Below are 18,752 nucleotides of genomic sequence, written 5' to 3'. Positions count from 1 at the left end.
GTCGAGGCCGGGATCGGCGACAGGCTCGAACGGATGCCGGATGGTGGCCATCGGCCAGGCGGCCGGGGGAGAAACCTCGCCGGCCCCGATCGGCTCACACGCCGTCGACCCTCGCCCGTTGCCAGGGCTGCTCCGGGCTCCCGCGCCAGGCACACCACCCCTCCGGGAGATCGGCCAACGCGCGTAAGGATGCGTCTCGGAGCACCAGATCGCGCAGCGACGTCACGACGGCATCCGCCTCGTGCCGAGCGCCGGGTGTGCCGTCGTGGAACTGCCATCCACCATCGTCGGCATCATGGACGACGCGGGCGATCCATGCCGCATCCCGAACGATGCTCCGGGTCGTCAGCACCGCGACGTTCGGTGGGTCGCTGAAAGGCCAATCCGTCATGTCACGCTCCAGGCAAGGCGCCCCATCATCTTTCCCTGACGGCACGGGACCTGGCCGTCAGGCGGCGGCATCGCGAATCCGCCTCACACCGACCCCACCGTCCGCAGCCTTGCGCGGGGATGGATCTCCGCCTGGCTCATCACCGGGGTCTCGCGGCGGAAGCGCTCGATGATCGAGCGCACGAACGGCCGGGCCTGGACCGAGGTGACGAGGACCGGCATCTCGCCCATGCGGGCAGCGGTCTCGAAGCGGTCGCGCACGGTGCTGACGAATTCCGACAGCTTGGAGGGCTGCATGGCGAGGTAGCGCTCGTCGCGCTCGCCGGCGATGGATTCGAGGAAGGCCTGCTCCCAGGCAGGCGACAGGGTGATGATCGGCAGCATGCCGTCCGGCCCCTGGTACTGGGCGCAGATCTGGCGCCCGAGGCGGGCACGCACGTGCTCGACGATGTCGCGCGGGTTCTTCACGTGGCCGGCCACCTCCGCCACGCCCTCGATGATGGCGCCGAGATCGCGGATCGAGACCCGCTCGGCCAGGAGGAACTGCAGCACGCGCTGGATGCCCGTGGAGGCGATCTGGCTCGGCATCACCTCCTTGAGGAGGTCGGAATGGTCCTTTGAGGCCTCGCGCAGGAGTTTCTGCACCTCGACGTGGCTGAGAAGCTCCGAGACGTGCGCCTTGATGATCTCGGTGAGATGGGTCGAGACCACGGTCGCGGCGTCCACCACCGTGTAGCCCTTGAGCTGGGCCTGATCGCGCAGGGACGCGTCGATCCAGGTGGCGGGCAGGCCGAAGGTCGGCTCCAGCATGTGCTGGCCGGGAAGCTGCACCTGCCCGCCCATGGGGTCCATGGCCATGAACTGGCCGGGGAAGATCTGCCCCGTGCCGGCCTCGATCTCCTTGACCCGCACCACGTAGGCGTTGGCGTCGAGCTGGACGTTGTCGAGGATGCGGACCGACGGCATCACGAAGCCGAGTTCGGCGGCGAGCTGGCGGCGCAGGGCCTTGATCTGGTCGGTGAGCCGGTCCTGCCCGTCGGGGCCGTTGACGAGGGCGAGGAGTGCGTAGCCCATCTCGAGCTTGAGATCGTCGAGCTTGAGGAGGTCAGTGACGGTCTCCTCCTTGGCGGCCTGGGCGGCGGCCACCGCCGTGGCGTCCATGGGTGCGCCGTCGGAATCCAGCGGCGGGGCCTCGCGGGCGACCTTGGCGAAATGCCACGCGGCGTAGCCGGAGGCGCCGGCCAGCGCGAGGAAGGGCAGCATCGGCATGCCGGGCAGGAGCGAGATCAGCACCATGACGCCCGACGACATGCCGAGCGCCTTGGGGTAGTTGGCGAGCTGCTTGCCGAGCGCCTTGTCGGCCGAGCCCTTCACGCCCGCCTTCGAGACGAGGATGCCGGCCGCCGCCGAGACGATGAGGGCGGGCACCTGGGAGGCGAGACCGTCGCCGATGGTCAGCAGCGTGTAGGTCTTGGCCGCCGCGCCGAAGGGCATGCCCTGCTGGGCGACGCCGATGATGATGCCGCCGATGACGTTGATGAAGGTGATGAGCAGCGCCGCGATGGCGTCGCCGCGCACGAACTTCGAGGCGCCGTCCATGGCGCCGAAGAACGAGGATTCCTCCTCCAGGGCGGCGCGGCGGGCTTTCGCCACCTTCTCGTCGATGAGGCCGGCCGAGAGGTCGGCGTCGATGGCCATCTGCTTGCCCGGCATGGCATCGAGGGTAAAGCGCGCCGCGACTTCGGCGATACGGCCCGAACCTTTCGTGATCACCACGAAGTTCACGATGATCAGGATCGCGAAGACGATGATCCCGATGACGAAGTTGCCGCCCATGACGAAGTTGCCGAACGCCTCGATGACGTGACCGGCCGCCGCCGTGCCCTCGTGGCCGTGGCCGAGGATGAGGCGGGTGGAGGCGAGGTTGAGGGCGAGCCTGAGCAGAGTCGCCACGAGGAGCAGCGTCGGGAAGACCGTGAATTCGAGCGGGTTGTCGATGAACAGACCCGTCATCATGATCAGCACCGAGATGATGATCGAGACGGCCAGAAGCAGGTCGAGGAGGAACGCCGGCAGCGGGAAGATGAGCACCGTGAGGATGCCCATCACGGCGGTGGCGAAGAACAGGTCCGTGCGCTTCGACAGGGCGTGGAGATTGGCCCGGTTGGGAATCGCATAGCTCGCGAACTGGCCAACACTCATGCCGGACCCTTGTCCGGCCCCGTTTCCCCGTACCGGCGCGGCGGCCGTCTCGCTCATGGTCTTCCTCGCCGCCCCGGAGAGGGGACCCGGCAAGATTTGCCGCCCGCATGGTTAGCGGACCGTTAACGATTCGCCCGCGGCGGCGTCGGAGCGGGGTCCGGCCGACCCCACAACCCCACACCTCCGCCCGTATCCGGTGTCGCGGCGTCGTCCTGGGCTTCGAGAACGCATGCTTGGTGTCGCGGACGCATGCTTGGTGTCGCGGACGCATGCTTGGCTTCGAGGAATGATGGATCGACCGCGATGGCCCGCGCAGGCAACGCGTGTGACGTCACAGCACAGACGCCGCGGCGATCTTCGGCTTCTCTGGGAATCGCATGGGTTCCGTCACGTGCGCACGACGATCAACGAAAATTTCCCGTCGATAATCTTCGACCCTGCGCAGCGTTTGCACCGGAACGGCATTGCCAATGCGTTTTCATCGTGGCAATGCCAGTATTGAAACTTTCGCGAGGCACGATCGTTCAAGGGTGGTGCTCGCAGCGAAGGGTTCGCGGACGATCACGGATAGAGACTGGGACGAGACAGTATCGCGTCCGTCCGGATCAGCACCCGTACCCGGCTCCATCATCGAATCCGTCGCGCGCGACGGTGATCGACAGGACCGCCCCCGTGGCAATACCCACCACGCCAGAGCAGGGCAGGTGCACATTGCCCGGCAGAGCAACCCCTACGGGATAAGGGCGCGAACTTCCTGCACCGCACGAGGAAATGATCGGTCAATCCACAACTAGACGTGAAAAACTCTCGGATCACCGCGGCGGAACATTGCTTGCGGAAAGAACTGAGCTTACGCTCGAAACGACTTATGACTTAAATCAAGAATGGTGCCGACAACATGAATGAAACAGAATCCGATGCAGCCCGCCTGATCACGCTGGCCGCCGATATCGTCTCCGCCTATGTCAGCAACAACCATGTCCAGAGCGCCGAGCTGCCGAAACTGCTCAGTGATGTCCACGAGGCGATCCGTGGCGTGACGGCGAACGGCGCACCGGCCGTCGAGACCGGCCCGCCCAAGGCGACGCCGCAGGAGATCCGCCGCTCCATCACGGCGGATTACTTGATCAGCTTCGAGGACGGCAAGCAGTACAAGACCCTGCGCCGGCACCTCACCCTGCGCGGCCTGACCCCCGAGCAGTACCGCGCCAAGTGGGGCCTGGCGCCCGATTACCCGATGACCTCGGCCAGCTATTCCGAGCAGCGGTCCGAACTCGCCCGCGCCCTCGGCCTCGGCCAGCAGCGCCGCAAGGGTCTGGCCAAGGCCGCCCCGGAGGAGACCGTCAGCGCCGAGCCGGAGCCGCAGGAGGAGGAGGCCCCCGCCGCCCCCGAGAAGAAGCGCCGCGGTCCCCGCAAGAAGGTCGACGCCTGATCCGACCGGGCTCGCTCTCCCGGACCGCGAACCGATCACGATCCTGGTAGGGCCGACGCCCTCACGAGCCATCCCCGCGCCGCGGGGATGGCTTTTTGCTTGGACGGGCGATGGGCTGCCCCCGACCGCCCGCGGTTCCATGTGCCACGCGCAGGCGACCCGCGAAGCCGGGGGCATCGGTGGCGGCGACGACGCATGGTAGCGCACGGCCGATGCTGCAACGCAGCGTGACCGCCTTGCGCCGGATGGGCCTGGGCCCCCGAGCGTGAGCGACCCCATGCTGTCCCGTCCGATCCTGGCCCTGGCCGCCGCCTCCTTCGGCATCGGCACCACCGAATTCGTCATCATGGGCCTGCTGCCCGAGGTGGCCGAGAGCCTCCGGGTCAGCGTGCCCCGGGCAGGACTTCTGGTCTCGGGCTACGCCCTCGGCGTCGCCGTCGGCGCGCCCCTGGTGGCCATCGCCACGGCCCGGCTGCCGCGCAAGACGGCGCTTCTCGTGCTGATGGGGGTGTTCCTTCTCGGCAACCTCGGCTGCGCCCTCGCGCCGACCTACGGGTTTCTGATGCTGGCCCGCATCCTGACGGCCTTTGCCCATGGGGCGTTCTTCGGCATCGGCGCCGTGGTGGCGAGCGGCCTCGTCCCCCGCGCGCAGCGGGCGCAGGCGGTGGCGCTGATGTTCACCGGCCTCACCCTCGCCAACGTTCTCGGGGTTCCGTTCGGCACGGCGCTCGGCCAGGTCGCGGGCTGGCGCGCGACGTTCTGGGCGGTGCTCGGCCTCGGACTGGTCGCCGCCGCCGCCATCGCGGCCTTCGTGCCGAACGGCCTGCCGGGCTCGCGCGGCGGGCTCGCCGGGGAGTTCCGCTCCCTGCGGCGCTGGGCGGTGCTGCTGCCGATGCTGGTGAGCACCCTGTCCTCCGTCAGCCTGTTCACGGTGTTCACCTACATCGCGCCGCTCCTGACGGAGGTGAGCGGCCTGACCCCGCACGCGGTGACGGGCGCCCTGCTGCTGTTCGGCATCGGCCTCACCCTCGGCAACCTCGCGGGCGGGCGGCTGGCCGACCGGCGCCTGATGGCGACGGTGATCGGGAGTTTTTCCGCCCTCGTCGCCGTGCTGGTGCTGTTCGCCTTCACCAGCCGGTCGGCGATCCCCGCCGTGCTGACCCTGCCGGTCTGGGGCGCCCTCGTCTTCGCCCTGGTCTCGCCGCTCCAGGTCTGGGTGGTGGAGGCGGCGAGCGACGCGCCCAACCTCGCCTCCACCCTCAACCAGGGCGCGTTCAACCTCGGCAACGCCACGGGCGCGGCGCTGGGCGGCGGCGTGCTCACCCTGGGGATGGGCTACGGCAGTCTGCCCTGGTTCGGCGCCGGCATGGCCGCCCTGGCCCTGGGGCTCGTGCTGACCGCCCGCCGGACGGACGGGGCGCCGGCACCGATGCCGGGCCAGGCCGCGCCACGACTCGGATAGAGTCGCGCCACGACTTGGATAGAGTCGCGCCACGACTGGGATGAAGACGCGACCCGCCTCGGCTGAGCGCGGACGGACGCGGCGTCAGATCTCCCGGAACGCCCGCACCATGCTGTCCTTCAGGGGTTTGAAGACGTACTCGAAGAACGTCCGGTCCGTGGTCCGCATGTAGACCTCGGCCGGCATGCCGGGGGTCGGCGCGAAGTTGTGGACCTCCGCCAGACTCTTCGGATCGAGGCGGATGCGGGCGACGTAGAGGTCGCCGCCGCCGGCCTGGTTGCGGCGGTCGTCCGGCAGGGCGTCGGCCGAGAGGTAGATCACTTCGCCCGACACCATGGGCACGATGCGCTGGCTGAGCGCCGTGAGGCGGATCGCGGCCGACTGGCCCCGCCGCACGTGGTCGATGTCCTGCGGCTTGATCCGCGCCTCGATGACGAGTTCGTCGTGGAGCGGCACCAGTTCCATGATGCTTTTCCCCGGTTCCACTACGCCCCCGTCCGTGTGGTAGCGCAGCTTCACCACGATGCCGCGCACGGGGGCGGCGATGACGATGCGGTCGAGCAGACTGCGCGCCGCCCGCATGCGCTCGCGGACGTCGTTCTGGTCGGCCAGGGTCTCGTGCAGCTGCTCCACCGCCGTCTTGATCGCGGTGTTGCGCGCGCCCGTGATCTGCTCGCGGATGCGGGCGATGCGCTCGCGGGCGTCGCCGATATCGCCGTCGAGGCGGCCGATCTCACCCTGCGCGCTCGCCTGGGAGCGCTGCAGGGCGAGGATCTCGGAGATGCGGATCATGCCGCCCTTCAGCAGCACGGATTTCGACGCGATCTCCTGCTCGAACAGCTCGAGCTGGCGCCGCACCGCCTTGAGCTGGATCTGGCTGCCGCGGATCTTCTCCTCCAGGGCGTCGATCCCGTTGGTGAGGACGGACAGGTCGCTGGCCAGACTCGTCATCCGCGCCTTGAACGCCAGGAGCTGGTTGCCCACGATGGCGTCGATGTCGGGGTCGCCCGCCTTGGCGAGGAGGGGCGCCGGGAAGGTGACGGCGGGCGCCTGGCGCGCCTCGGCCTGGAGCCGCGCCTCGATGGCGGTGAGTCGGTCGTGCCGGAGCGCGAGGCGGCGAAGTTCCGCCTTGGGGCCGGTCTCGTCGAGCTGGAGCAGGGGCTGGCCGGGCTCGACGATGTCGCCTTCCTTGACCAGGATGGTGCGGATCACCCCGCCTTCGAGATGCTGGATCGTCTTGTTCTGCCCCGTCGCCACGAACGCGCCCGTGGCCACGATGGCGCCCGCGATGAGGGCGGTGTTGGCCCAGATTCCGAAGCCCGCGATGATCCCGACGAGGAAGGCGAAGCCGAAGCCCGTGTGGTAGCGGGTGTCCTGCGGGATGTCGTCGTACCATTCGCGCCGAGGCGGGGTGGGCTTGATCGTGACGATCCGGGTCATGGCGCGGGGCTCCTGAAGGGGCTCGTTCGGGGCGGGGGCTCGTCAGGGGCGGATCAGGCGGTACCGGTCCCGCCCCGGCCCGTGAGGGGACGATCGTCGTTGGCGCTGCGGCCGACGATCATCGGGATCACCTCGTCGCGGGGCCCGAACACCTGGATGGCGCCGTCCTTGAGGATCATGATCTTGTCGACGCTCTTCAGCAGCGTCGGGCGCTGGGTGATGGCCACCACGGTGGTGCCGCGCGCCTTGGCCCGCAGGAGGGCGCGGGCCAGGGCGATCTCGCCGGGGGTGTCGAGGTTCGAGTTCGGCTCGTCCAGCACCACGAGGCGCGGGTCGCCGAAGAAGGCCCGGGCGAGGCCGATGCGCTGGCGCTGGCCGCCCGAGAGGGGGCTGCCGTCCATGCCCACCACGGTCTCGTAGCCTTGGGCGAACTGCGAGATGAGCTCGTGGACGTCGGCGATCTCGGCGGCGTCGAACACGTCGGCGTCGGAGGCGTCGTCCTGCATGCGGGCGATGTTGGCCTTGATGCTGGCGGGGAAGAGCTGGACCTCCTGGGGCAGGTAGCCGACGCTCTGGCCGAACTGGCGCGGGTCCCAGTTGCGCAGGTCCATCATGTCGAGGCGCACGGCCCCGGCGGTGGGCGAGATCGAGCCGACGAGCATGCGCGCGAGGGTGGATTTGCCCGTCCCCGAGGCGCCCACGATGGCGAGCGATTCGCCCGGTTCGAGCTGGAAGGTAAGGCCGTTGAGGATCACCTTCTTGTTCGGCGGCGGCACGTACAGAACCCGTTCCACCGTGAGGCGCCCGATCGGGCGGGGCAGGCGCAGGCGGTCGAAGTTCAGGGGCGAGTTCAGCAGCAGGGACTTGACCCGCGCGTAGGCGATGCGGGCGCCGACGAAGCTGCGCCAGCCGTCGATGACGCCCTCGATGGGGGCGAGCGCCCGGCCGCCGACGATGGAGGCGGCGATCATGGTGCCGCCCGTGAGCTTGCCGTCCAGCGCCAGGATCGCGCCCCAGCCGAGCATGCCGATCTGCGTCGAGAGCCGGATGCACTTCGACAGGCCGGCGATGACGATGTTGCGGTCCTGGGCGATCACCTGGGCTTTGAGGGATTCGGCGGTCTCGCGGCCCCAGATGGTGACGCATTCGGGCGTCATGCCCATGGCGTTGATCACCTGACTGTTGCGCGCCATGGCGTCGGCCTGGAGGTTGGCACGGGTCGAGTAGGCGCTGGCCTGGGCGAACGGCACCGCCGTCAGCTTCTGGTTGATGAGGGCGAGGCCGAGGAGCAGCACGCCCGTCGCCATGACGATCCAGCCGAGATCCGGATGGATGAGGAACACGGCCAGCAGGTAGATCGGCGCCACGGGGGCGTCGAACATGACGAGCAGCACCGGACCGGTGATGAAGTTGCGCAGTTGCTGCAGGTCGGCGAGCGTCTGGAACTCGCGGCTCGAGCCCGCCTGCGAGGCTTTCGCCGCCGCGGCCAGGACCGGCGCGCCGAGGCGCACCTCCACCTCCACGGCGATCCGCATGAGGATGAACCGCCGCACCACGTCGAGGACCACGTGGGCCACGATGGCGCCGACGATGACGAGGGTCAGCATGATCAGGGTGTCGAGGCTGCGGCTCGTCAGCACCCGGTCGGAGATGTTGAACAGGTAGATCGGGATGCCGAGGACGAGGAGGTTCACCCAGAACGAGAAGATGGCGACGACGACGAGCTTGCGCCGACAGCCGGCGAGCCCCTTGGTCAGCACCTCGCGAAAGTCGCGGTCGCCGGAGCGACGCTGCAGCGGGGCGCCGGCGTCACCGCCGGCCCCGCCACCGCCGCCGCCGGAACCACTGCCCTTGCCCGAACCGCCCCCCTCGCCCGTCGCGCGCGGTGGCGCGGCCGAGGGGGTGGCCGCCACCGCCGCCGGAGCCGCTGCGGCCGCCTCCGCCCGACTCTCGACCGGGGCCGCCTCGACCGGGGCCACCTCGACCGGGGCCGTCCTGGCCGGCGATACGACTGGCGGAGCCCCCTGCGCCGGCACCGCGCCGGCCTCCTCCGTCGGGGCCGGCGCCGCGGTCGGGCCGATGTAGTGGCCGCCGGCCGCCTCGCGGAACCGCGCCTCCAGGGCGGCGAGGCCGGGCCCGAGATCGGGTCCGGCCGCGCCGGCGGCATCGCGGCCCGCGGCCGTACCGCGGCGGCTGAGATCGTCCATGTCGCGTCCCCCTTGTCGGTCGGTATCCCGACCGAGTGCGTCGGCCGGTGATCCCGGCCGTTTGTCCGGTTCAGGCCATCATTCCGTGGAGCAGGTCGTGGGTGAGGCTGGAGCCACCGCCGTGGAAGGCGGGTCCGAGCTGGTCCTGCGTGCCCGTTTCGGGAAGGGCGATGTCGTGCAGGCCGGTGAAGGCCGCGACCTCCGAGGCGAGGCTCTGGGTGTCGCCGATGGTGACGCGGGCGCTGTGGCTGACGTAGTTGGCCTGGACGAGGATTGCGTCGTCGTAATGCTCGCCGCCGACGAACTGCGCCGCCGTGGTCGTCCCCACGGTGGAGATGGCCGCGACGTTGGCGAGGTGATTGGCGCCCGTCGTCACCGTCTGGGTCGATTGGGTCGCGGCGCCCGTCGGCCCCGTCGCGGTGCCGGGATCGGGCAGGTGCTGGATCACCGTGTCGACGTTCGCGACGATGTTGGTCTGGGTGATGGCGTTGATGTTGAAGAAGTCGCCCGCGACGTAGAGCACGTGCAAGGTCGATGATTCGGCCTGGGGCAGGAGCGCGGCCAGGGCCGGGTCGAGGTGATTCGCCTCCAGGCCGGAGAGCGCGGCGTGCTGGTCCGCCGACAGGGTCTTGAACGCGGTGCTGCCGTACTGATCGACGGAGGCGACGTTCTCGAGGACGTTGTCGCCGGTGACGATGGTTTGGCCGATCGTGTCCGCCCGCCCCGCATAGGCCTTCACGATGCTGTCGTTGAGCAGCACGTTGGTCTGATGGACCATGTTGACGGTGTGATAGTCGCCCCGCACCACGATGAGATCGTAGCGTGAGCCGAGTTCCTCCAGGGAGAACAGGTTGACCTGCGTGTTGGCCCCGGCGACCGCGGTGTAGAAGGTGCTGAACGTGCCCTGCACCACGACGTCGTTGTCGAAGAGCCGGTTGATCTGGGTGATGCTCTTCACGTCGTAGAAGTCGCCCGCGATCACGTCGACCTCGGTGCGCGCCCCGGCGGAGAGATGGGTGACCACCCCCGGATCGGTGTCGGCTTGCGTGAACCGCGCCGCGTTGCGGGTGAGGTCGCCGCCGGTGACGAGGTCCAGGATTCCGCTGCGGCCGCCCACGGTGATGTCGACATCGCTCGCGAGGACGTTGACCTGGACGATGGCCTGGGTGGTGAAGGCGTCGCCGCCGACGAAGAGGGCGTGGTGCTGGGTGTGGTTGTCGAGGATGCCGGCGACGTTGAAGCTCTGGTTGGCCCCCGTCGTCGCTGCGAGGCCCGGGTCGAGGAGGCCGTTGCGCGGAGCGGCCTCGGGCGTGGGGGCGGGGGAGGACACCGTCGGCAGCGCCGTGCCGGCGGGCTGGCGCACCCCGTCGACGGTGAGGCCCTGAAGGTCCGCCGATCCGTCGTCGACCCCGTCCCGCGGCATCCCGCCCGCGGCCAGTTGGGCATCGCGCCCTTGCACGAAGGCGATCCAGTCGCCGGTGCCGGTGCCGTGGGCGACGAGGTCGGCCGGCACGCCGCCGCGCGCCTCGGCCAGCATCCGGTCGAGGGCGGCGATGGGATCGACGAAGCCCGGGTCGAGGCGGTGCAGGTGCTCGACGCCCGTGCCCTCGACCATCAGCAGGAGGTCGTTGTCGTGCAGTTCGTTGACCTGGAGGACCTGGATCAGCTCCTGGTCGGGCGTGACGTCGCGGTCGGCCTCGGCCCGGCCGGCGCTCCCGCCGCCGCCGCCGCCGGCCGGGGCGGCGGTGCGCGGGACGCCGACGGGCACGGACCCAGGTGCGAGCTTGGCCGGCATCACCGGGCCGGCCGGCATGAGGACATCGTGGCCGAACCGGAGCATGTCGGGGGGCGGAAGGGTCGCCGGGTAGGGCCGGCTCGGCATCTCGTCGAGGTCGAAATTCGGTGCCGCCTCGCGGTGCGGCGTCTCGGGCGCGGGGGCGGGCAGCCGCCCCGGCTCGCCGTCGTAGACCTCGCGGTGGAGCACCACCGTGTCGAGCAGGCGCATGTGCCCGGCGAAGTGGGCGATGATCTCGGTCGGGCCGCCAGCGATCATGACCGTCCCCATCAGGATGACCCGCGCGCGACGGCCGGAAGCGGCCGGCGCGCGGGGATCGGTGGGTGTGGAACGGCCCGCGCCGGGTGACGGCGCGGGCCGGGATCATGGTTCAGACGTTGTGGCTGCTATCGGCCGTGCCGCTGATCTCGCTGAAGGAATCGCCGCCGACGACGGAGACCGGCATGGAGTTGTACTGGATGTTGGCACCCTGCGTGATGTGCTGGGTGAAGGCTTCGCCCGAAACCGTGTTCGCCGACGAGACGTTGCCGTTGCTGGCGAAATCGCTCACGCCGCCGTCGCTGCTGGCGTTGCCGCCATTGCCCGAGACGTTCTGGGTGAAGTTGAAGTTCGGCAGCGTCCCTTCGGGACCGCAGTAGGAATCCAGACCGCCGATCCCGAGGCTGACGCTCGGGCTGGACAGGTAGTCGTTGTCGACCAGGCTGCTGATCTGATCGAGGTTGAAGATGTTCCCGTCCCCGTTGAGGGTCTGGGTCGAGAAGTCCGGCATCACGAACATGCCGCCTTCGAGACCCTCGATGGTCAGGCCTTCGAGGTTGATGAGGCTGGATTCCGATGGAGGCGCCATGACGCCGGTCATGTCGACATTGACGTCGACCGTGGTGGATACGGTGGTGGTGGTGGTGGTGATATTGTCGTTGATGTTTCCGTTCAGGTTCCCGTTGGCGCTGAGGTTCCCGTTCAGGTTGCCGTTGCCGTTACCGTTGAGGTTGCCGTTCCCGTTGAGCGACTCGCTGCTGGAGTACTGGCTCTGACCCTGATCCTGCCCTTGACCCTGGTCCTGGCCCTGGCCCTGGTCTTGCGCCTCGGCCTGGAGCTGCCCCTGGGCCTCGCCCTGCAGCTGACCCTGGGCTTCGCCCTGCAGCTGACCCTGGGCCTCGCCCTGGAACTGATCCTGGGCCTGGGTGCCGAACAGGGCTGCGAGCGCGTTCTGATTGTTGGTCGACATGATCGTTCTCCCTTCGATGGATGGGGCACGGGACCGGCAGCTCGCTGATCTTCTGCGTCGGCGAGACGGCGTGATCCATGTCGTGCGGGACAATGTTCCCGAAGCTTGCGCCGTCTCCGGCGGGGCCGGTTCGGTGCGGTCCACTTGGGAACGGGCCGAACTTTGCAGAATGGCCGCGGTTCGTAAGTGTTAAAAAAACGTAAACTTTTTGTCAGGAAAACCGGAACGCGCTGAGAGTTGGATTCCTGCCCGGGGAATACTTGGACGATCCCTTCGCACTGCAATAGAACCGCTCGGCTGCTCGCGTTTGCACTGCGGGCGCCGACGCGTATCCAGGGCTTACGGAGCGGTCGCGCGGAGCGGCCCGGCCTCGATGCGGACGCCGATGAGGCTGTCCCACAGATCGAGGACCGTCTGCGCGCCGGTCTGCTCGGAGAGCCCGTCCGGCGTCCAGCTCTGATGGCTGCCCCGATGGGCTGAATGGAACAGGAGGGCGTCGCCCATCCCGAGGGTGAAGTCCGGGTCCTGTGCCAGGCTGAGGGTGAGGACGCGCTCGCCGACGGGCCCCGCCGGCAGGCCGGTCAGCGCCGCCCACGCCTCGGCCTGGACGAGCCCCAGCACTTCGCCGGGCGCACCGCCCATGACCGGGCGGGCCACGAGGGTGACGAGGCAGGTGAGGAAGCCCAGCGCGTAGGGTTCCATCCACGCCTCGCCCGGATCGGAGCCGCGCCGCCAGCGCGTGCGCTCCACGTAGGGGCGGACGATCCGCAGGGCGGCCCGGCGCCCGCGCCGGGCGAGCCACAGGTCGGTGAGATGCGCCATGTCGGGACTCTTCGAAGGCGGCGTCCGCCGACCGATCGAGGCCGGTCGCGCGATGGTCCGCCCGGCCACGCCGGAATTCAAGCCACCTCCTTCGTGCCGGACCATCGACGCCGGACGACGTGATTCGACGCATCATCCACCGATGAATTCTTGCGGATGACGGGCCGGGGCCCGCGCGAGCCTTGCGGGTTCGGCGTATCGTTGCGGCCGAAGACCGGTCCCGAAAAAGATTGGCCTCGAAGAAGACTGGCCCCGAACAGGAGCGGCCCCATGCGAACGGACCTCCCGGCCGCCCCGGACTTCGAGGCGCTCCAGGCTCCGAAGGGCGACGCCGCCCTGCGGCAGACGCAGATCCTCAGCCTCATCGGCAATCTCGGCCTGAGCTGGTCCAACACCGAGAGCGTGTTCGTCTACGTCCTGATGCTGCTCCTGCGCACGGACGAGATCACGGCGGCCATCGTCTTCACCACCCTCAACACCAGCCGGGCGCGCCTCGACCTGATCCGCCGGCTCGCTTCGGTGAAGCTCGCCGATCCGGCCACGGCGCAGACGCTGGAACGCCTGATCCGGCGCTTCAACGCCGCCACCAGGGTCCGCAACGACCTCACCCACGCCATGTCGGTGGTCAACGCGCACGGCGAGATCACCCACACCAACACCATGCGGATCGTCGAGCATGGCGGCCGCCTCAGCTTCGGCGCCCAGCGGGCCATGGACGACGCGCGGGTGCGCGAACTCACGGACGTCAACCGCCAGCTCGCCCGGCTCAACCGCGACCTCTGGCAGTTCCTGCCCGTGCTCGCCGCCAGCCTGGACGCGCCCGCCCCAGACGTCCCCGCCGATCCGCCTCAGGGCTCGGCGAGCCAGCCCTGAAGCCGGGCGTAGCGCACGATCTGCGCCCGGGTGCGGATGCCGAGCTTGTCGCAGGCGCGCATCTTGTAGGTCTCGATGGACTTGGTGGTGACGTTGATCTGGCCGGAGATCTCCTTGTTGGTGTGGCCGAGCGCCACGAGGCGGATCACCTCGCTCTCGCGCTGGGTCAGGGCGGGCTGGATGGCCCCGTCCTCCGTCGGCGCGCGGCGGCGCCCTTGCGCGGCGCGCGGATCGAACAGCTGCCCGGCGATGGTCGGATCGAGGTAGAAGCCCTCCGTCGTCACCGCCCGGATCGCGTGGAGCAGGTGGTCGATGGGGGAACCCTTGAGTACGTAGCCGCGCACGCCCGCCTCGAACGCGGTCTGCACCAGGGTGCGGTCGTTGTGGGCCGTGAGGGCGATGAGGCGCGTCGGCAGGGCCAGGGCGGCCACCTTGCGGGCCAGGACCACGCCGGTCATGTCCGGCATGGCGATGTCGATTACCGCCACGCTCGGCCCGAACTCCTGCATCAGGCGTAAGGCCTGAGACCCGGTGCTCGCCACCGCCACCACGCGCATGCCGTCGGTGCCGTCGATGACCGACCGCAGGCCGGCCAGGATGGCGGGGTGGTCGTCGGCGAGAACGATCCGGATGCCGGTCTCCGCGCTCGTCCCGGATGCCGTCTCGTCCACCGCCGCGTCAGACCGGGTGCGGCAGACGCAGGCGGGCCCGGATCCGCGTGCCCCGCCCACACCCCGTGTCGACCACGAGGCTTCCTCCGATCCGGGCCATCCGGGCGGCCATGCCGGGCAATCCCATCCCGGACGCCGCGGGATCGTCGGCACCGGACGCCCGGACGGGGACGGGATCGAACCCGCAGCCGTCGTCGCCGATGGTCAGGGTGAGGACGCCGCGCCGCACGGTCAGGTCCACGGCGACCCGGCTCGCCGTGCGGGCATGCTTCAGGATGTTGGTCAGGGATTCCTGGAGGATCCGCAGCAGGGGCTGCTCGAGGGCGATGGGCAGGCGCAGGCGGGGCCGGTTGCAGCGAAACGCCACCGGCAGGCCTGAGGCCAGGGACCACGCGTCCAGGGTCTCGGTGAGGAACGCGTCGAGGTCGCGACACTCCGCACCGGATCGGACATCGCCGCGCGGCGCGCGATCCGGTCGGCTCCGGGGGGCGGAGGGCTGCGCGGCCGCGATGGACCCGAGGTCGGCGGCGAAGCGCGCGAGCTGGGTCTTCGTGCGGTCGAGATGCGCCCGCGCCCGCCCTTCCGGAACGAACGCTTCGAGGAGCTTGAGGGAGATCTGGAGCAGGGCGAGGTGGTAACCGCCGCAATCGTGAAGATCCTGAGACAAACCGCCCGCGTCGTTCGCGCCGGCCGGGGACCGCGTTCCGCGCGCGATGGCCTTGCGGTGCTCCGCCAGGAGCGCGGCCATGTCGTCGGCCTTGTCGTCGGCTACGGTCTCGTTCCGCACACGCCCCTCGCGCCGGGCGGACGACACGAAACCCGGTCTGGGCCGACCGTCGATGTCCTCGGGGATTGCTTGTTCGGGGCGCACGAATATCTGCGTCATGGCAATACGTCCAATCCCTAGGTGATTTTTATCACGGTAAAAACCGCCTTTGTCTTCAACCTCGACCGTTGAACGCCTTGGGGTGAAAAACCGGAAACTTGCCGCAACTGCAATTGTTTTGCGGTCAGCGTATCATGTCTTGGATCGATTACCTTTCCAACGGCGCCACCATTCCACCCAATGCCCTTTAAAAAGCTGAGCCGCGAACCGAGAAAAGCGTAATCCGATTATTTGAGAGCCGCCACAAAAATATCCTACGCCTTAACCGGTAACCTTCGTCGGGAAAAACCTTACGCGCGAAACCTTCCCCGCGGCGGGACGGAACCCGCTCAAGGGCAGAGGGACAACCGGGAACCGCTCCTCGCAACGGCCGAGCCGGAAAACACCGATGGCCGCGCTGTCGGGCGCGGCCATCGGGGACACCGTTCGAGGCTCGTGGCGCGCAGCCCCGGGGGCCTGGATCAGGCCCGTCCGCGCTCCGGTGCAGCGGGCGTTCCGGCCGTGACGCTCAGTGGGGATCCGGCGGGCCCTCGCCCTTGCCGACGAACGGAATGCCCTCGATGGGGCATTCCTCCGTCCCGACGCCCGGGCGGGTGATGGCCCGCACGGCGTCGCGGGTGCCGTCCGGGTCCTCGATCCAGCGGCGGTAGAAGTCGTAGGGGCACTCCGACAGCCCGTGGCGGTTCTCCTTGGAGGCGATCATACCCGTGTAGCCGCGGTGGAGCAGCTTGAAGAGGTGGTTCTCCGACTGCCCGTGGGCGCGGGCATCGCGGATCAGGAACTTCGACAGGGCGGCGTACTGGATGCCCATCTCCTCCTCGCCGCACTCGCCGAGCGTGCGCCCGTCGAAGCCGATGATCGCCGAGTGACCGAAATAGCTGTAGACCCCGTCGAAGCCGGCAGCGTTGGCCACGGCCACGTAGGTGTTGTTGGCGAACGCCATCGCCTTCGACATCAGGACCTGCTGCTCTTTCGCCGGATACATGTAGCCCTGGCAGCGGACGATGAGCTCGGCGCCCCGCATGGCGCAGTCGCGCCAGATCTCCGGGTAATTGCCGTCGTCGCAGATGATGAGGCTGATCTTCAGGCCCTTGGGACCGTCGGAGACGTAGGTCCGGTCGCCCGGATACCAGCCCTCGATGGGCGTCCAGGGCATGATCTTGCGGTACTTCTGCACGATCTCGCCCTGATCGTTCATCAGGATGAGGGTGTTGTAGGGCGCCTTGTTCGGGTGCTCCTCGTGGCGCTCGCCGGTGAGCGAGAACACGCCCCAGACCTTCGCCCTGCGGCAGGCGGCGGCGAAGATCTCGGTCTCGGGCCCCGGGATGGAGGTCGCGGTCTCGTACATCTCGGCCGCGTCGTACATGATCCCGTGCGTCGAGTATTCGGGGAAGATCACGAGGTCCATGCCGGGCAGGCCGGACTTCATGCCCACCAGCATGTCGGCGATCTTGCTTGCGTTCTCCAGCACCTCCATCTTGGTGTGGAGGCGGGGCATCTTGTAGTTCACCACCGCGACGCCGACGCTGTCGGCGCTGGACGAGATGTCTCCGTGCATCATGGCGTGATGTGCTCCTCAGGGGGGGACGAACCCTCCCCCCTCCGCGGGGGAGGGTGCCTGCGGAGCAGGCGGGAGAGGGGTCGGGACAGGTGTTTCCGGAAGGGGCGGCGCTGCCTCTCTTGCGGGACTTCGTCCCGGCGCGTCGCTGCGCGACCACCCTCTCCCGCAGAGGGGAGAGGGTGCTTCGCGTCAGTGGCTGATCATCCAAGGCCGCGCGTTCGGAAAACTCTTGGCGGCCGTGGGGTTGGATGTTGGCTTGGCACTGCCGCAGCACCCGCAGCCGGGGCCGTGGCCGGAGGACTTGCGGGGCGCGTGCTGGCTCCGCTCGTTCGTGGCGAAGGCCTTGCGCCGGCCCGCATCCATGGAGGCGAGGTTCGGCGCGTTGAGGAAGGCGCGGCCGCATTCCGAGCCGCAATCCGGGCAATCGTGCGGATCCTGAAACTGCGCCATCGGGCGCAGCACAGTGAACGGACCGCAGGCGGCGCAACTGTAATCGTAGACCGGCATGCTCAAAGATCCGGCGAGAGCGGCATCTGGATCGAGCCGTCGAGGAACTTCGTCGGCCCGTCGGCGCCCGGATTGATGTCGAACTCGAAGATCTTCGTCGGAATCCACAGGGTCGCGCAGGCGTTGGGGATGTCGACGACGCCGGAGATATGGCCCTGGACCGGCGCCGTGCCGAGGATCGAGTAGGCCTGGGCGCCCGAATAGCCGAACTTCTTCAGGTACTCGATGGCGTTGAGGCAGGCCTGGCGGTAGGCGACGGTTACGTCGAGGTAGTGCTGCTTGCCGTGCTCGTCGACGGAAATGCCCTCGAAGATCAGGTGATCGTCGAACTTCGGCGTGACCGGCGACGGCTTGAAGATCGGGTTCTTGATCCCGTACTTGGCCATCCCATCCTTGATCAGGCTCACCTTGAGATGGACCCAGCCGGCCATCTCGATGGCGCCGCAGAAGGTGATCTCGCCGTCGCCCTGGCTGAAATGCAGGTCGCCCATGGAGAGGCCGGCACCCGGCACGTAGACGGGGAAGTAGATCTTCGAGCCCCGCGACAGGTCCTTGATGTCGCAATTGCCGCCATGCTCGCGCCCCGGCACCGTGCGGGCGCCCTCGGCGGCCGCCTTGTCCTTCGCCTCGCCCTTCAGCCGGCCCATATGGGCGGTCGGCGCGAAGGGCAGGGTGGCCAAAGCCGGTACCCGGTTGGGGTCGGTGTCGAACAGGGCCTTCTCGCGAGTGTTCCAGGTCTCCAACATCTTGGGATCGGGCAGGCAGCCGATCAGGCCCGGATGGATCAGGCCGGGGAAGCGCACGCCGGGGATGTGGCGGGATTTCGTGAACATGCCCTCGAAGTCCCAGATCGATTTCTGGGCCTGGGGGAAGTGCTCGTCGAGGAAGCCGCCGCCGTTCTTCTTGGAGAAGAACCCGTTGAAGCCCCACTGGCTCTCGGGCTTGGCGCCGATGTCGAGGAGGTCGACCACGAGGAGGTCGCCGGGCTCGGCGCCCTCGACGCCGATGGGCCCGGACAGGAAGTGCACGATGGAGAGGTCGATGTCGCGCACGTCGTCGGCGGAATCATTGTTCTTGATGAAGCCGCCGGTCCAGTCGTAGGTCTCGACGATGAAGTCGTCGCCGGGCTTGACCATCGCCACCATGGGGATGTCGGGGTGCCAGCGATTGTGCACCATGCTGTTGTCGTAGGCCGACTGCGTGAGATCGACCTTGATCAGGGTCTCTGCCATCGTCTCGTGCTCCCTTCCCTAACTTCGGGACTTGCCCTGGACGT

General features: G+C 68.7%; 15 protein-coding genes. 3 read left to right on the top strand and 12 right to left on the bottom strand.

What is annotated here, in order from left to right; genetic code table 11:
* Positions 1-94: 94 nt before the first annotated feature.
* On the bottom strand, positions 95-391 hold the full coding sequence (locus ASF27_RS15590; protein ID WP_056175398.1) for a hypothetical protein: 297 nt from the start codon (positions 389-391) through the stop codon (positions 95-97).
* An 83-nt stretch (positions 392-474) separates the two neighbouring features.
* Complete coding sequence (gene flhA, locus ASF27_RS15585; RefSeq protein ID WP_156368976.1) at positions 475-2,592, bottom strand: flagellar biosynthesis protein FlhA; 2,118 nt, start codon at positions 2,590-2,592, stop codon at positions 475-477.
* An 898-nt stretch (positions 2,593-3,490) separates the two neighbouring features.
* Here flhA and ASF27_RS15580 point away from each other — a divergent pair.
* Together ASF27_RS15580 and ASF27_RS15575 are read left to right on the top strand one after the other, a co-directional pair.
* Positions 3,491-4,024 carry a MucR family transcriptional regulator gene (locus ASF27_RS15580; RefSeq protein ID WP_056175392.1) on the top strand — a complete coding sequence of 178 codons (534 nt, stop codon included), beginning with the start codon at positions 3,491-3,493 and terminating at the stop codon, positions 4,022-4,024.
* A 277-nt stretch (positions 4,025-4,301) separates the two neighbouring features.
* Positions 4,302-5,486 (top strand): MFS transporter, encoded by a 1,185-nt coding sequence (locus ASF27_RS15575; RefSeq protein ID WP_056361475.1) that lies wholly within the window; start codon positions 4,302-4,304, stop codon positions 5,484-5,486.
* 84 nt (positions 5,487-5,570) lie between these two features.
* On the opposite strand, the gene ASF27_RS15570 is transcribed toward ASF27_RS15575, so the two are convergent.
* The 5 genes from ASF27_RS15570 to ASF27_RS15550 form a co-directional block, all read right to left on the bottom strand.
* Positions 5,571-6,926: an HlyD family type I secretion periplasmic adaptor subunit gene (locus ASF27_RS15570; RefSeq protein WP_056261550.1), complete on the bottom strand. Its 1,356-nt coding sequence runs from the start codon at positions 6,924-6,926 to the stop codon at positions 5,571-5,573.
* A 53-nt stretch (positions 6,927-6,979) separates the two neighbouring features.
* Entirely contained in the window at positions 6,980-9,133 is a 2,154-nt protein-coding gene (locus tag ASF27_RS15565; protein WP_082479209.1) for a type I secretion system permease/ATPase, read from the bottom strand.
* Between the two features lie 70 nt (positions 9,134-9,203).
* Positions 9,204-11,186, bottom strand: a complete 1,983-nt coding sequence (locus tag ASF27_RS15560; protein ID WP_056361473.1) for a hypothetical protein — start codon at positions 11,184-11,186, stop codon at positions 9,204-9,206.
* A 112-nt stretch (positions 11,187-11,298) separates the two neighbouring features.
* Positions 11,299-12,156, bottom strand: coding sequence for a hypothetical protein (locus ASF27_RS15555; protein ID WP_056305095.1), 858 nt, complete (start codon positions 12,154-12,156; stop codon positions 11,299-11,301).
* Positions 12,157-12,495: 339 nt separating this feature from the next.
* Positions 12,496-12,978 carry a hypothetical protein gene (locus ASF27_RS15550; protein ID WP_156467548.1) on the bottom strand — a complete coding sequence of 161 codons (483 nt, stop codon included), beginning with the start codon at positions 12,976-12,978 and terminating at the stop codon, positions 12,496-12,498.
* 270 nt (positions 12,979-13,248) lie between these two features.
* Between ASF27_RS15550 and ASF27_RS15545 the strand changes: the two genes are divergently transcribed.
* Positions 13,249-13,851, top strand: coding sequence for a hypothetical protein (locus ASF27_RS15545; RefSeq protein ID WP_056175376.1), 603 nt, complete (start codon positions 13,249-13,251; stop codon positions 13,849-13,851).
* Here the strand turns inward: ASF27_RS15545 and ASF27_RS15540 are convergent.
* The 5 genes from ASF27_RS15540 to fmdA form a co-directional block, all read right to left on the bottom strand.
* Complete coding sequence (locus ASF27_RS15540; protein WP_056175373.1) at positions 13,827-14,522, bottom strand: response regulator transcription factor; 696 nt, start codon at positions 14,520-14,522, stop codon at positions 13,827-13,829. The two genes, ASF27_RS15545 and ASF27_RS15540, sit on opposite strands and share 25 nt — an antisense overlap.
* Positions 14,523-14,529: 7 nt before the next feature.
* Positions 14,530-15,408 (bottom strand): ATP-binding protein, encoded by an 879-nt coding sequence (locus ASF27_RS15535; RefSeq protein WP_056361464.1) that lies wholly within the window; start codon positions 15,406-15,408, stop codon positions 14,530-14,532.
* Between the two features lie 508 nt (positions 15,409-15,916).
* Complete coding sequence (locus ASF27_RS15530) at positions 15,917-16,969, bottom strand: aliphatic amidase (RefSeq protein WP_056361461.1); 1,053 nt, start codon at positions 16,967-16,969, stop codon at positions 15,917-15,919.
* Between the two features lie 189 nt (positions 16,970-17,158).
* Positions 17,159-17,476, bottom strand: a complete 318-nt coding sequence (locus ASF27_RS15525; protein ID WP_056175365.1) for a zinc ribbon domain-containing protein — start codon at positions 17,474-17,476, stop codon at positions 17,159-17,161.
* 2 nt (positions 17,477-17,478) lie between these two features.
* Positions 17,479-18,708 (bottom strand): formamidase, encoded by a 1,230-nt coding sequence (gene fmdA, locus ASF27_RS15520; RefSeq protein ID WP_056361459.1) that lies wholly within the window; start codon positions 18,706-18,708, stop codon positions 17,479-17,481.
* Positions 18,709-18,752 lie beyond the last annotated feature (44 nt).

This window comes from Methylobacterium sp. Leaf102 (assembly GCF_001422425.1).
Taxonomy (GTDB): domain Bacteria; phylum Pseudomonadota; class Alphaproteobacteria; order Rhizobiales; family Beijerinckiaceae; genus Methylobacterium.
The sequence above is the reverse complement of the archived record's forward strand: the minus strand, read 5'-3'. Positions and strand labels throughout refer to the sequence as shown.

Excerpts from the sequence above, each read along its gene's own strand:
- ASF27_RS15575 (WP_056361475.1), top strand. The coding sequence starts at position 4,302 with ATGCTGTCCCGTCCGATCCTGGCCCTGGCCGCCGCCTCCTTCGGCATC.
- ASF27_RS15565 (WP_082479209.1), bottom strand. The coding sequence starts at position 9,133 with ATGGACGATCTCAGCCGCCGCGGTACGGCCGCGGGCCGCGATGCCGCC.
- flhA (WP_156368976.1), bottom strand. The coding sequence starts at position 2,592 with ATGAGTGTTGGCCAGTTCGCGAGCTATGCGATTCCCAACCGGGCCAAT.
- ASF27_RS15535 (WP_056361464.1), bottom strand. The coding sequence starts at position 15,408 with ATGACGCAGATATTCGTGCGCCCCGAACAAGCAATCCCCGAGGACATC.
- ASF27_RS15555 (WP_056305095.1), bottom strand. The coding sequence starts at position 12,156 with ATGTCGACCAACAATCAGAACGCGCTCGCAGCCCTGTTCGGCACCCAG.
- ASF27_RS15570 (WP_056261550.1), bottom strand. The coding sequence starts at position 6,926 with ATGACCCGGATCGTCACGATCAAGCCCACCCCGCCTCGGCGCGAATGG.
- ASF27_RS15530 (WP_056361461.1), bottom strand. The coding sequence starts at position 16,969 with ATGATGCACGGAGACATCTCGTCCAGCGCCGACAGCGTCGGCGTCGCG.
- ASF27_RS15545 (WP_056175376.1), top strand. The coding sequence starts at position 13,249 with ATGCGAACGGACCTCCCGGCCGCCCCGGACTTCGAGGCGCTCCAGGCT.
- ASF27_RS15525 (WP_056175365.1), bottom strand. The coding sequence starts at position 17,476 with ATGCCGGTCTACGATTACAGTTGCGCCGCCTGCGGTCCGTTCACTGTG.
- fmdA (WP_056361459.1), bottom strand. The coding sequence starts at position 18,708 with ATGGCAGAGACCCTGATCAAGGTCGATCTCACGCAGTCGGCCTACGAC.
- ASF27_RS15560 (WP_056361473.1), bottom strand. The coding sequence starts at position 11,186 with ATGATCGCTGGCGGCCCGACCGAGATCATCGCCCACTTCGCCGGGCAC.
- ASF27_RS15590 (WP_056175398.1), bottom strand. The coding sequence starts at position 391 with ATGACGGATTGGCCTTTCAGCGACCCACCGAACGTCGCGGTGCTGACG.
- ASF27_RS15550 (WP_156467548.1), bottom strand. The coding sequence starts at position 12,978 with ATGGCGCATCTCACCGACCTGTGGCTCGCCCGGCGCGGGCGCCGGGCC.
- ASF27_RS15580 (WP_056175392.1), top strand. The coding sequence starts at position 3,491 with ATGAATGAAACAGAATCCGATGCAGCCCGCCTGATCACGCTGGCCGCC.